The 14,207-nt window shown below is 40.4% G+C and carries 10 protein-coding genes, 1 pseudogene and 1 other annotated feature; of the genes and pseudogenes, 8 read left to right on the top strand and 3 right to left on the bottom strand.

Annotated elements, in window-relative coordinates:
• The first annotated feature begins 46 nt into the window (after positions 1–46).
• From ACJYYY_RS00065 to ACJYYY_RS00080, 4 genes are all read left to right on the top strand, one after another.
• Entirely contained in the window at positions 47–1,684 is a 1,638-nt protein-coding gene (locus ACJYYY_RS00065; protein WP_035315427.1) for a CocE/NonD family hydrolase, read from the top strand.
• Positions 1,685–1,799: 115 nt separating this feature from the next.
• The gene (locus ACJYYY_RS00070; RefSeq protein WP_408868967.1) at positions 1,800–3,152 is read left to right on the top strand and encodes a D-alanyl-D-alanine carboxypeptidase family protein; all 1,353 of its coding nucleotides are present in this window, start codon (positions 1,800–1,802) and stop codon (positions 3,150–3,152) included.
• Between the two features lie 64 nt (positions 3,153–3,216).
• Positions 3,217–3,445 (top strand) — a binding site (T-box leader).
• A gap of 61 nt (positions 3,446–3,506) precedes the next feature.
• Entirely contained in the window at positions 3,507–4,781 is a 1,275-nt protein-coding gene (gene serS / locus ACJYYY_RS00075) for a serine--tRNA ligase (protein ID WP_035315430.1), read from the top strand.
• Positions 4,782–4,798: 17 nt separating this feature from the next.
• Positions 4,799–5,431, top strand: coding sequence for a histidine phosphatase family protein (locus tag ACJYYY_RS00080; protein ID WP_035315431.1), 633 nt, complete (start codon positions 4,799–4,801; stop codon positions 5,429–5,431).
• A 334-nt stretch (positions 5,432–5,765) separates the two neighbouring features.
• On the opposite strand, the gene ACJYYY_RS00085 is transcribed toward ACJYYY_RS00080, so the two are convergent.
• Entirely contained in the window at positions 5,766–7,340 is a 1,575-nt protein-coding gene (locus ACJYYY_RS00085; RefSeq protein WP_408868968.1) for an acyl-CoA synthetase, read from the bottom strand.
• Between the two features lie 135 nt (positions 7,341–7,475).
• Here ACJYYY_RS00085 and tadA point away from each other — a divergent pair, with 135 nt between their 5' ends.
• Entirely contained in the window at positions 7,476–7,991 is a 516-nt protein-coding gene (gene tadA / locus ACJYYY_RS00090; RefSeq protein ID WP_035315433.1) for a tRNA adenosine(34) deaminase TadA, read from the top strand.
• Positions 7,992–8,058: 67 nt separating this feature from the next.
• Here tadA and ACJYYY_RS00095 read toward each other — a convergent pair.
• Positions 8,059–8,304: pseudogene (locus ACJYYY_RS00095) on the bottom strand (IS3 family transposase); the annotation flags it as partial.
• A gap of 404 nt (positions 8,305–8,708) precedes the next feature.
• Positions 8,709–9,689, bottom strand: a complete 981-nt coding sequence (gene guaC, locus ACJYYY_RS00100) for a GMP reductase (protein WP_408868969.1) — start codon at positions 9,687–9,689, stop codon at positions 8,709–8,711.
• 386 nt (positions 9,690–10,075) lie between these two features.
• Here guaC and ACJYYY_RS00105 point away from each other — a divergent pair, with 386 nt between their 5' ends.
• From ACJYYY_RS00105 to cydD, 3 genes are read left to right on the top strand one after another with little or no spacing between them, the layout of a single operon-like run.
• Entirely contained in the window at positions 10,076–11,494 is a 1,419-nt protein-coding gene (locus tag ACJYYY_RS00105; RefSeq protein ID WP_035315434.1) for a cytochrome ubiquinol oxidase subunit I, read from the top strand.
• Positions 11,484–12,497, top strand: coding sequence for a cytochrome d ubiquinol oxidase subunit II (gene cydB, locus ACJYYY_RS00110; RefSeq protein ID WP_035315436.1), 1,014 nt, complete (start codon positions 11,484–11,486; stop codon positions 12,495–12,497). The genes ACJYYY_RS00105 and cydB overlap by 11 nt, the downstream gene beginning before the upstream one ends.
• Positions 12,497–14,206 (top strand): thiol reductant ABC exporter subunit CydD, encoded by a 1,710-nt coding sequence (gene cydD, locus ACJYYY_RS00115; protein WP_408868970.1) that lies wholly within the window; start codon positions 12,497–12,499, stop codon positions 14,204–14,206. Before cydB ends, cydD begins: the two co-directional genes overlap by 1 nt.
• The last annotated feature ends 1 nt before the right edge of the window (position 14,207 follow it).

Consider the following 14,207-nt stretch of genomic DNA (forward strand, 5'->3'; position numbering starts at 1 on the left):
ATAATGGGCAGTAATATGAGTCTTAATTGAGCGAGGGAGGAATGAAATGAAGTTAACAATTGAAACAGATGTCATGGCAACGATGCGTGATGGCATAAAATTAGCTGCGGATATTTATCGTCCAGCTGATGAGGGTACCTATCCCGTCTTACTATCACGCTTACCTTATAATAAAACGTATGCCTTTGATTTTTTACGGCCACAAGTATTAGCTAGTCACGGTTATGTTGTAATTATCCAGGATGTTCGTGGTCGCTATCACTCAGAAGGCGTGTTTGAAGGTCCTTATATTGCTGAACAAGCAGACGGCTATGATACTGTTGAATGGGCAGCTCAATTGCCGTATAGCAATGGCAAAGTCGGTATGCTCGGGTTGTCTTATTTTGGTTACACACAAATGTTAGCAGCCCTCACTCAACCGCCTCATTTAGTGGCGATGGCACCGACTATGAGTCAAAATAGTTTCATTGACGTCAGTCAAGATCATAACGGAGCGACCGAACTGTCAATGTGGCAAGTATGGAGTCTGGAAAGTATTGCGGCTAATCTACTCGAACGAACCGTCAAGGATGAGTCGGAGTTAGCGCGTAAGTATGCATTGTTACAGGCTAATATAACGAATGGTGCAAGCAATTACGATAAATATCCTTACGAAAAATGGCCACCTATTTACGATCTCTTGCCTGATTTTTATTTGCGTCAAATGTACAAAACCCCTTTAACCGATCCGTTTTGGGATAAAATATCCGTTAATACACAGTATGAAAAAGTCCAAATACCGGGATTACACATTGCTGGTTGGTATGACTGTTTCTTAAAAGGAACGCTCGAAAACTTTCAAAATGGCCAAGATAAACAACTTGGCGATAAATTAATTATCGGACCATGGGTTCATGGTGATTTCTCACCACGAAGTGGGGAACGCTACTTTGGTGAACAAGCACGAGGCAACATCTATGGCTGGCATTTGGATTGGTTTAATCATCAGTTAAAAGGTGAGCCGTTAGCCCTTGAAGACAATGTGCGCTATTTTACGATGGGAACTAATGAATGGCATACGGCCTCTGAGTGGCCACTCACAAATACAACTCCTGTCACCTATTATTTTAACGGCTCTCAGTTGACGTTAAAACCATCAGACAATGCGGCTGAACTTTCGTACGACCACGACCCAAAACGTCCTGTATCGACTCGTGGTGGCGTTACATTCATGCATGAGCATCCGGTTGAGGGTGCGAAACAACAGCTGCCAGCACATGAGCATCCGTCAGTTTTGACGTTTGAAACAGAACCGCTGACAGAACCGTTTAATGTTACCGGGAACGTACGGGTGATTCTAGCAGTTACAACAGATGCGCTGAGTGTGGATTTTACAGCGAAACTCAGCGATGTGTTACCCGATGGACGTACTTATAATTTAACGGATGACATTATGCGCATTCATGAGGTTAGTCAAAAAGAACAATTTACAGTTGAAATCGAACTTTGGCCAACAAGCAATGTCTTTTTAACGGGTCATCGCATTCGAATCGATATTGCTTCAAGTAATTTCCCTCGTTTTGACGTGAACCCAGGAACAGGTTCTTCTTTTTTCAACACAACAGAATGTCGTGAAAGTACACAACGGATTATCACGGGTGGCGAGTCGAATTCACGGGTTATTTTTCCAAATATTACTTTTTGAAAATCGTCTGTAATACTTGTCATATAGCTACTATTCATGCTTATAATGTGATAAAATAGCGTAGTAATTGTACATGGACAGATTAACAATAATAAATAGGAGGCCCTTACTTACAATGTATTTTAAAAAAATCATTTCATTAACGCTCATCACTTTGCTCGCGCTTTCGACGCTGCTTTTACCGTCAAAGACAGAGGCTGCAACTACTGCTAAAAATCCGATTAACGTAAATGCCAAAGCGGCCTTTATGATTGAAGCATCTACCGGGAAAGTCATCTATAATAAAAATGGCGATGAGCGTCTAGGAATCGCATCGATGACGAAGATGGTAACCGAATATTTATTATTGGAAGCTATCAAAGAAGGTAAACTTAACTGGGACGATAAGTTACCGATTTCGAAAGCGGCATATAATGTATCACAAGATAATACCTTATCAAATGTTCCTTTACGTCAAGATAAAACATACACAGTCCGTGAATTAACTGAAGCGATGAGTATTTATTCAGCTAATGGTGCGACGATTGCTATCGCTGAAAAACTAGCTGGTGGCGATGAAACAAAGTACATTGGCTTAATGAATAAATTAGCTGACAAATTGGATTTAGGGCCACATAACTTTGTTAACTCAACCGGATTGAGCTATGAAGATGTTAAGGGGAAAAGTGTTCAAAAAAATAAGTCTGAAAATGAATTAACTGCTCGAGGTATCGCTAAATTGGGCCGTGCTTTAATTATGGACTATCCTGAAATTTTAGAGTTTGCTAAAATTCCCAAAAAGACCTTTCAAGAAGGCACTGATGATCAAATCAAAATGGAAAACTGGAACTGGATGTTACCAGGTCTTGTGAATGAAGATAAGAACTTACCGGTCGATGGTTTGAAAACAGGAACAACAGACCATGCGGGAATGACTTTTACTGCTACAGCCCAAAAAGCTGACATGCGTCTTATTTCGGTCGTGATGAATGTTATCGATAAAAAGAATCCAAAAGATCAACATAGTGGCGCACGGTTTGTAGAAACAGCGAAACTACTTAATTACGGTTTTGATAATTATAAACTGGTGAAAAAAGAACTCGGTCAGCAATTGAAGGTGAATATCGCTAAAGGCGATAAAGAAAGTGCAACCTTAACAACAAGCGTTACACCATCATTTGTTGTGCCGAAAGATGATAAGGTTGTTGTTGCTAGTAAACTAACGTTGTCGGATAAATTAACTACGGGTGATGGTCAACTCATTGCCCCAATTGCGAAGGATAAAGTTGTCGGTCAAGCAATGGTAGCAGCGAACGATCCGTTTAGTTATGGGTATATCGATAATGCCCAAGGTCGTATCGTTGACGTTATTGCAGCGGACGACATTGCGGGAGCTGGCTTTTTCTTGAGTGCTTGGCGTGTAAGCAAGTCAGGTTTGCTAACGGCTAAAGATTACATTGTTGAGGGTGCTAAAGGTTGGTTTGAGTAAAATCTAATCAGTAAAGCCACTGTTCATTTTCAATAAAGTATTGTAAAATGAAGGTAATCGTATAATTAAAACGTTGAGAAGAAATAGTAGTAAGGTGAAGACTGCAAAGAGAGTCAGTGGTTGGTGTGAACTGATGAGTCATCCTTTATGAATCCATCTTTGAGTGAACAATGGAATGAGTACGCTCTATTAAATTGTTCCGGTGCTGAGCCGTTATCCCAATTAAGTGGAAAGACCCGGTAAAAGGGCCTTTCAATTAGGGTGGCACCGCGATAATTCGACTCGTCCCTTCTTGGTCAACAAGAAGTCGACGAGTTTTTTAATACAATAAAATAATTCATAGGAGGATGTACAATGTTAGATATTAAAGTGTTACGTAATGATTTTGAAAATGTAAAAGCAAAGTTAGCTGCCCGCGGTGAAAACTTAGGTGAGCTAGATAAATTCCCAGAATATGATGCGGTTCGCCGTGATTTGATTTTAAAAGCGGAAGAACTAAAAAGTGAACGTAATCGAGTATCCGGTGAAATTGCAACGAAAAAACGGGCGAAGGAAAATGCCGATGAGCAAATTGCTGCAATGAAACAAGTTGGTGAAGACATTAAAGGTTTAGATGACCAATTGGTTGCTGTGAATGAAAAACTAAAACAACTGATGTTATCAATCCCTAATATTCCTCATGAATCAACACCAGTGGGCGATACGGAAGATGATAATATTGTCATTCGTTCGGTTGGAACACCACGTGCATTTGAATTTGAACCGAAACCACATTGGGACTTAGGAACAGATTTAGATATTTTAGACTTTGAACGTGCGGCGAAAGTAACGGGTAGTCGTTTTGTATTTTATAAAAAAGCAGGTGCACAATTAGAACGTGCGTTAATTAACTTCTTTATGGATATTCATGCGGCAGAACATGGCTACGAAGAAATGTTACCACCTTATATTGTTAACCGTGCAAGCATGACAGGTACAGGTCAACTGCCTAAATTCGAGGAAGATGCCTTTCTCTTAGAAGAAAGCGATAACTTCTTAGTGCCAACTGCTGAAGTGCCTGTAACGAACTATCATCGTGATGAAATTTTAAAAGCAGATGAATTACCGCTTAAATATGTCGCTTATAGTGCGTCTTTCCGTTCAGAAGCAGGGTCAGCCGGTCGTGATACACGTGGTTTAATTCGCCAACATCAGTTTAATAAGGTTGAAATGGTTAAATTTTCTAAGCCAGAAGATTCATACAATGAATTAGAAAAATTAACTAATGATGCGGAAGATATTTTACAACGTTTAGAATTGCCATACCAAGTATTGAGCATGTGTACAGCTGATCTTGGCTTTACGGCTGCGAAAAAATACGACATTGAAGTATGGATTCCAAGTCAAAATGTTTACCGTGAAATTTCATCATGTTCAAACTTTGAAACGTTCCAAGCGCGTCGTGCCAACATTCGCTTCCGTCGTGAAGTGAACGGTAAGGTTGAATATGTTCATACATTAAACGGATCAGGCTTAGCAGTTGGCCGTACGGTGGCAGCAATTATGGAGAACTACCAACAAGCAGATGGTTCAATTGTTGTACCAACAGCATTGCGTCCATACATGCGTGGGTTAGAAATTATTAAATAAAGGGAGTCGAATGCGTTGTGTCTAAGCAAATAACTTATTATTTTATTCGTCACGGTAAAACAGAGTGGAACGAACAAGGTTTAATGCAAGGCTGGGGTGATTCACCGTTAATCCAAGAAGGCATCGATGGCGCTAAAGCAGTTGGAGCAGCCTTAGCTGACGTTGTATTTAACGCTTGCTTTACAAGTACGAGTAATCGTACGAAACAAACCGCTGATCATATATTAGCGGAGCATCATGCTGATGTACCGCGGTTTGCTTCACCTGATTTACGTGAAATGTATTTTGGTATTTGGGATGGAATGGCTTCATCAGAAGCGAAAAAATACGAAGAATTCCATACGATGCGTGATACACCTGCTAAGTATCGTGCGCAAGTAAGTGGTGGTGAAACGTATTCGCAAATGCTCGAACGCACTAAACGCGCCTTGAAACGGATTGAAGAATCAGGCGTTGAAGGTAATGTCTTGATTGTGAGTCATGGGATGGTTTTACGCCAATTAATGTATGTCTTAGGTGGCGGCGATTGGCGCGAACACCGTGATAACAGTGAAAACATTATGAATGCAAGCATCAGCATTGTCGACTATCAAGATAACACGTATAGTGTTCGCCTTGTTAATGGCACCGATCATTTAATAAACGATTAATAAAAAAAGCCACCCTTAAAAAGGGTGGCTTTCAGATTGTAGACAAAGTCGAATTAAACTGGTTTGACTTTTAACGTTAGTTCAAGTGACTTTGCCTACAAGATGACTTGACTGAAAAGAAACGTTATTTTCTCCAATCACTTCCGTTTAGAACGGCTTTAAATTCTTTTGTTCTAGGAAACACGAGCCTTTGAGGTGAGTGTACAGATGGTACTCGACTCCGAGAAGGCGAGGCATTGACGACCTAGAACAGCGTTTATCTTCAGTCTGAAGCCGCCCCCTAAAAAGGGTGGCTTTTTTATTGTAGACAAAGTCGAATGGAACATCTTTTTGATTACTTAATACCGTATTCCTGGTTGCGTAGTGTCACTCGCTTAACCTTGCCTGAATCCGTTTTAGGAAGGGCGCTAACAAAGCTGATGCTTCGTGGGTACTTATAAGGAGCGGTGATTTTTTTTGTGAAGTTTTGCAGTTCTTTAACAAGGTCATCGGAGGCTGTGTAACCATCGGTTAAGACGATAAACGCTTTAACAATCGCCCCACGGAACTCATGTGGACTAGCAACAACACCGACTTCTTTGACGGCAGGATGTTTCGTAAGGGCGTCTTCAACTTCGAAGGGGCCGATTGTATAGCCAGAGCTGATGATGATATCGTCATTACGTCCTTGGAACCAAAAGTAGTTATCGGCATCAAAGGTGGCACGGTCACCAGTGACAAAGTAATCCCCGCGTATGGCTTTAGCTAAACGCTCTGGTTCTTTATGATAGCCTTTAAATAAGGCAGGGAATGAGCGTAAAATCGCAATATCGCCGACTTCGCCTTCTTTAACTGGTTGGCCGTTTTCATCGATAACATGGATGAATTCAGGCAAGAGTGGTTGACCCATTGATCCGGGCCGTATTTCCGCGTCTTTTAAGGTTCCAATTAATAAGGTGCTTTCTGTTTGACCGTAGCCATCACGCACTTTTAAACCGAATTTTTCTTGGAAGATGTTAATTACCTCGCTGTTTAAAGGTTCACCAGCTGATACAGTGCTACGTAATGAGTCGAGGTTGAATCGCTCTAATTGATCAACTTTTGCGAGTAAACGGTATTCTGTTGGTGTGCAACAAAAGACGTTGATGTTGTATTTTTCAACGAGTGTCAGTTGTTTTTCAGGGTTGAAACGACCTTGGAATAAAAAGCCGGTCGCGCCACGTCCTAACACAGAGAGGAACGGAGACCAAACCCATTTTTGCCAACCGGGTCCAGCTGTTGCCCATACCATGTCGTCTTCACGAATATCTAACCATCGTTCTGAAGCTGTACGTAAATGCGCATAGCCCCAACCGTGAATATGAACGACACCTTTCGGATTGCCGGTTGTCCCTGAAGTGAAGGCAATTAGAGCAGGGTCAGTACTGGCAGTGACTACATTAGTAAAGGTGTTTGATTCAGTTGTTGAGAGGTCATCAAAGTTATCCCAAGAGGCCACGTGTTGATCGACAGCGATTTTAACCGTTAATGCATTATAATCGTTGTTGGCCTTATCGACCTCTGTTGTATAATGACCATGAGCAACGACGCCTTTAATATCTGCTAATTTAAAACGGAGGTGTAAATCTTTAGCTTTCAGCATTTCAGAAGCTGGACTAATGACCGCACCGACCTTCCATAAACCTAAATAGGCGATGTAAGTTTCAAGTGAACGATGCATAATGACAAGTACGCCGTCGCCTTTTTTCACGCCCTTTTTAATTAGGGCATTGGCAAATTGATTGGCTTTATTTAATAATTCTTTATAAGTAAGTGTTGTGACAACGCCTGATTCATCTTCCATCATCAACGCGGTCTTATCTGAGCGGTGTTTTTCAATATCATCCACAATATTATAGTGGATGGGTGCAAGTAAATCCTGTAAATTCATTGTAAATCCCCCTTTTTTATAACCTGGTACTAACACTAGATTATCACCAACTAAATTCAGAGTCAATAGTTTGATTTGAAGAATAAAAAGTGAAAATATGCTAAATTAAGAAGAACGAAACTAAAGGAGTTTAAGATGACAAAAATTGAAGAGTATATGAAGGTCGCTTTAGCAGAGGCTGAGAAGGCAAAAGCGATTGGAGAAGTGCCGATTGGTGCAATTGTTGTTCATAATGATCGAATTGTGGGACGAGGGCATAATTTACGTGAAACAAGTCAAGATGCCACGAGTCATGCGGAAGTGTTAGCGATTCAAGCAGCTTGTCGAGCAATTGGTTCTTGGCGTTTAGAAGAATGTGATATTTACGTAACATTAGAGCCTTGTCCAATGTGTAGTGGGGCACTTATATTAGCCAGAATGCGGACAGTCTATTACGGTGCAGCAGATGTTAAAGCCGGTACAGCTGGCACTTTAATGAATTTGTTGACCGATGAGCGTTTTAATCATCAATGTGAAGTTCATGCGGGTGTTTTAGAAGAAGAATGTGGTCAAATTTTAACGGATTTTTTTAGAGCCATTCGTCTGCGTCAAAAAGAGGCGAAACGTATACGTCGTTTAAGTGAGCAAATAGAAAAAGGAGCTATCGAGTAAAGCGATGTAGTGAACCCAAAAAGTTAGACTTTAATTGGAGTAGATAAATCTGCTCCGATTTTTTATTTTATGCAGTTAATTTTAGTCGATAAGCCACTGGGCTTAAACCGTTTAATTTCAGTTTTACTCTCTTATGATTGTAGTAATGAATCCCTTTTTCTAGTTCCCCTTTTAATTCTTCAAAACTATGAAATACTTTACCATAATACATTTCTTGCTTTAATAGTCCAAAGAAATCTTCCATTAGAGAGTTATCCAAACAGTTTCCTTTTCGGGACATACTTTTAATTTGCTGCTTATTAGCTAAATATTGATAACCACCATAGCCTTTCAAATAATCTCTAACTACTTTCATTTTAAATTCCGCATCATATTTGATCATAAAAAATACCCCGAAAAGTTAGATTTTTTAGTCTAAATTTTTGGGGCAGTACACGATAGCTCATTTTTTTATATATTTATCGAGCTGATTTCGCTTTTAGTTATCAAGTTCAATCAGCTAACTTCTGTGATATTTCAGAAAAAAGACAGCGACGGTAAATAGTCGTTGATCTTTTCTCTTCCAATCTCTTCGAAGTTGAACGAGCTGATTTCGCTTTTAGTTATCAAGTTCAATCAGCTAACTTCTGTGATATTTCAGAAAAAAGACAGCGACGGTAAATAGTCGTTGATCTTTTCTCTTCCAATCTCTTCGAAGTTGAACGAGCTGATTTCGCTTTAGTGGTTATCCCCATTAAAAATGGAGTTTTTAACAACCACATAGTCAACATTACGAATAGCCTCTAGTTTTGTTCCGCCAGAATATGAGATAGCAGATTGAAGGTCTTGTTGCATTTCAATGAGGGTATCTTTTAAGTTCCCCTTATTTTCAACGTGCATTTTTTTACCTTCAACATTCTTTTTCTCACCTTTTTGGAATTCTGAAGCTGATCCAAAATATTCTTTATAAAACTTACCAGCGATTTCAATTGTAGAGCCCGGTGACTCATTATGAGCGGCAAATAACGAACCAATCATTACCATTGAGGCACCAAAGCGAACTGATTTAGCGATATCGCCATTTGTACGAATACCACCATCAGCAATAATCGGTTTTGAAGCCGCTTTTGCACACCAGCGAAGAGCCGCTAACTGCCAGCCACCTGTACCAAAACCAGTTTTGATTTTAGTGATACAGACTTTTCCAGGTCCGATACCGACTTTTGTAGCATCGGCGCCAGCATTTTCAAGTTCACGGACTGCCTCTGGTGTGCCAACATTGCCCGCAATAACGAACGTCTCAGGCAAGTGTTTTTTGAGGTGTTGAATCATATGGATAACAGCATTTGAGTGTCCGTGAGCAATGTCAATCGTCACATAATCAGGCACGAGTTGTGACGAAGCCAATTGCTCCACAAAAGTATATTCTTCTTCTTTGACACCGACGCTAATAGACGAAATTAAATTTTTATCCATCATTGTTTTGATAAAAGCTGCCCGTTTTTGTGGTTCAAAACGATGCATAATATAGAAATAACCATTTTCGGCTAATTTAGTTGCGATTGTTTCATCGATAATTGTTTGCATATTGGCAGGGACGACTGGTATTTTAAAACGATGTTTACCAAGTGTAACTGAGGTATCACACTCTGAACGACTTGTGACAACACATTTTGCAGGTATTAACTGAATATCTTCATAATCAAATACATTTTCCATTCGAATACACTCCTAAATACGAATTAAACATAACTCGTCTTAATAAATTGTTCGTACTTTTAAAAGATTACACCATCTTAATGACTTTGTCAAAGAGGTTTTTTTATTAAAAAGGTATATGTCAGAATGTTACATATATTATAAAAAAGGGAATGTGTAGAACAGCAATTGCCACAAAAGTAAAATATTTACGACGTTTTTGCTAGTTGTTGCTGAGTGATGTTACTAACTATGTCTAAAAGACACTAATTAGATGACGAATAGACGCATAATGTTCACAAATACAGGTCTAAAGTCACGATGAAAACGATGTAATATGTTCTATTGTTTAAGTATGATGAAGCTTTTGAGTAAGGACTAACTTAATACGTTCGGAGGAGAAAACTATGGATCAACTATTTTTAGCGCGTTTTCAGTTTGCGTCAACCACAATCTTTCACTTTTTATTTGTACCATTAAGTATCGGTCTTGTATTTATGGTTGCGTTAATGGAAACATTACATGTTTATAAGAAAAAACCAGTTTATCGTAAAATGGCCATCTTTTGGGGACATTTATTCCTGCTCAATTTTGCAGTCGGGGTTGTAACTGGTATTATTCAAGAATTTCAGTTTGGAATGAACTGGTCGGATTATTCTCGTTTTGTCGGGGATGTGTTCGGAGCACCGCTTGCGATTGAAGCGTTGTTAGCCTTCTTTATGGAATCAACTTTTATTGGGGTATGGATTTTTGGGCGAGATCGTTTGTCGCCAAAAGTACATTTACTTAGTATTTGGCTTGTTTCGTTAGGAACAACGTTATCGGCACTGTGGATTTTAGCGGCTAACTCATTTATGCAAGAACCGGTTGGTTTTCAAATGGTTAACGGTCGTGCTGAAATGAATGACTTTGGGGCTTTGTTAACAAATCCGCAACTCATTGTTGAATTCCCTCACGTTATTTTTGGAGCCTTATGTACTGGAGCCTTCTTTATCGCAGGCGTCAGTGGTTTTCAAATGGCGAAAAAACGTCATGTTAACTTCTATAAAACATCGTTACGGATTGCTTTAATCGTAGCCTTAGTGGGATCATTAGGTGTAGCGTTTAGTGGTCACTGGCAAGGGCAGCATTTAGTGAAAACACAGCCGATGAAAATGGCGGCAGCTGAAGGATTATGGGAAGATTCAGCCGATCCGGCACCGTGGTCTCTAATTGCGAATATTAATGTTAAAGAGCAAAAAAATGAGTTTGATTTAGAAATCCCTTACGCCTTAAGTTTCTTATCTTATTCTAAATTTAGTGGCAGTGTTGAGGGGATGAAATCGTTACAAGCAAAATATGAAAAACAATATGCAAGCGTGGCGGGTGAAAATATGAACTACATTCCACCAGTTAAAACGACATATTGGAGTTTCCGCGGTATGGTCTTTTCAGGGATGGCGATGTTGTTAATGGCAACCTTAGGATTATTCCTCGACTGGCGTCGTAAACTTGAAACAAGTACACGTTACTTGAAACTACTCGCACCAGTAATGGCCTTGCCGTTTTTAGCTAACTCATTTGGTTGGGTAATGACTGAAATTGGTCGTCAACCATGGGTGGTGTTTGGTTATCAAACGACGGCAGATGCGGTTTCACCGAACGTGTCCGCCGGTAGTATTTTATTCTCAACCATATTATTTATCGCAATCTTTGCGTTATTAGCAGCCGTATTGGTATTCTTAATGGTTAAGGCCATTAAAGAAGGACCAGATCATGCGGATAAAGGGCATGATGACGACACCGTCGATCCATTCGAAGAAGGAGGTTACACACATGAGTCTTAATGAATTATGGTTTCTACTAGTAGCGGTCTTGTTTATCGGCTTCTTCTTCTTAGAAGGTTTTGATTTTGGCGTCGGTATGAGTATGCGTATGCTCGCGAAAGATGAAAAAGAACGAACTGTGCTTGTCTCAACGATTGGACCGTTTTGGGATGCGAATGAGGTGTGGTTACTCACCGCTGGTGGGGCGTTATTTGCAGCTTTTCCACACTGGTATGCAACGATGTTCAGTGGGTATTACTTGCCACTTTTTGCAGTGCTAATGCTCTTGATTGGACGAGGTGTTTCGTTTGAATTTCGTCGAAAACATGACCATCCGAATTGGACTAAAACATGGGACTGGGTCATCTTTGTTTCCAGTACGTTAATTCCATTATTGTTTGGTGTTCTATTTACTAGCCTATTAAAAGGGATGCCAATTGATGCAAACATGAACATGTATGCGGGCTTTACCGATTATATTAATGTTTACTCTGTTTGGGGTGGTTTAACGTTAATGCTCTTATGCTTATATCATGGGTTGCTCTACATTACGTTACGTGTTGATCATGACTTACGTGGTCGCGCCCGGTCGTTAGCATTAAAAGTAGGTGTAGGCGTTGTTGTTGCACTTGTTGTTTTTGTAGGATTGTCAGTGCTTTATACTGATATTTTTGAAGTTCGTCTCGTGCCGGTATTGATTACGATTGGTTTTATTGTCGTCATGTACGCTGCGTCATGGTTGATGACGTTGAAAAAGGCAGAGAAGTTATCGTTTACTTTTTCTGGACTCGGTATCGCTGGTGTCATTTCACTCATTTTCGTGTCATTATTCCCACGGGTAATGATCAGCAGTATTGATACTGCTTATAACTTAACAATTACAAATGCGGCAAGCGGGGCTTATTCATTAAAAGTGATGACAATTGTCGCTTGTAGCTTACTGCCATTTGTTCTTGGGTATCAAATTTGGAGTTACTACGTCTTCCGCAAACGCGTAACTCAGGAAGATAAACATATTTATTAATGGATCGCAGTCTCTTTACGTATAAGGGAATTAAATCTGTTATGGTAGCCTTGGTGATCTTATCGATCATTCAAGGTTTTTCCATTATTATGCAGGCGATTTATTTAGCGACAGCTCTTAGTGATTTGTTTGCGGGCCACTCTTTTCAAGCAGTGTCAGGCCAATTACTCGGGTTCGTAATCGCAATTATCGTCCGTTACTTTATGCAGTCTTTTAAAAATCGCTTGGCCTATCAGTTTGCTGCTAAAACAGGCACGACTTATCGTCGGGCAGTGATTGAGCAATTGTTCAGACTTGGATCGGTGGAACTGAGTCACATAGGTACAGGACAAACAGTGACCTTGATGATGGAAGGTGTGGCTAAGTTTCGCCGCTATCTTGAATTGTTTTTGCCAAAGTTTGCCAGTATGGCAGTGATTCCACTAATGATTGGTGTCTATCTGTTGTTTGTCGATCTCAAGTCAGCAGTGGTTCTGGGGCTTACCTTTATTATTTTAATTGGTTTTATGATTTTACTCGGATGGGCAGCTCAAAAAAATGCGGATGCGAAATGGGCATCCTATGAAAAACTGAGCAATCACTTTGTCGACTCGCTTCGAGGTATCGAAACGTTGCGTTATTTAGGGATAAGTCGTAAACATGAAAAACAGATTGCTTTTGTCAGTGAAAATTACCGAAAATCAACGATGTCAACGTTGAAAGTAGCCTTCTTATCTTCTTTTGCTCTCGACTTTTTCACAATGCTAGGTGTCGCAACGATTGCTGTCTTTTTAGGCGTGCAATTAATTAACGGCACGATGATGCTTTATCCAGCCTTGCTTGCCCTTATTTTAGCGCCGGAATTTTTCTTACCGGTAAGGGAAGTCGGAACCGATTTTCATGCATCGCTTGATGGTCAAGAAGCTGGAAAGGCAATGCAAGCAGTACTGAATAGCGAGGTTACACGTGAAACAACAGCGGTTGTTGCAGCATGGACATCAACGAGTAGTTTGACAATGAATAACGTCGTCGTTAAGGGTGAGGATGATGCAGTTAGGTTGCAACTCAATGATGCATTAACCTTTAAGGGAAATCAAAAAATCGGTGTGATTGGCGCGAGTGGCTCTGGTAAATCGACTTTTATCAACTTGTTAGGTGGTTTTTTGGAGGCGGAAGGAACCATGATGCAAGACAGTCAGCCGATAAGCAGCCTAGCGCAAGCAAGTTGGCAAGAGCAGGTGACATTTATTCCGCAACATCCCTATGTGTTTCATTTAAGTTTACGTGATAATATTCGCTTTTATCGTCCTGATGCCTCTGAAGATGAGGTGTATTCAGCCGTTAAACAAGCAGGGTTGGAGGACTTTGTTGCGCAATTACCTGACGGTCTTGATACATATGTGGGAGAGAGCGGGCGTCAAATGAGTGGGGGTCAAGAGCAACGGGTGGCTTTAGCGAGGGCCTATATTGCACGTCGTCCAATCATGTTGCTCGATGAACCGACCGCCCATTTGGATATCGAAACAGAGGCGGAATTAAAAGCAACAATGGTGCCGCTATTCGAACGAAAATTAGTCGTCTTAGCGACTCATCGGTTGCATTGGATGCAACAAATGGATTGGGTGATTGTGTTGGCACAAGGCCAAATTGTTGAGCAGGGCGAGCCTGAAAAACTCTATGCAAAAAAAGGGGCCTACTACGAGCTAGTCTGTGCCCAGTTAGGAGTCTAAC

It is taken from the genome of Brochothrix campestris, assembly GCF_046058945.1.
Lineage (GTDB): Bacteria > Bacillota > Bacilli > Lactobacillales > Listeriaceae > Brochothrix > Brochothrix campestris.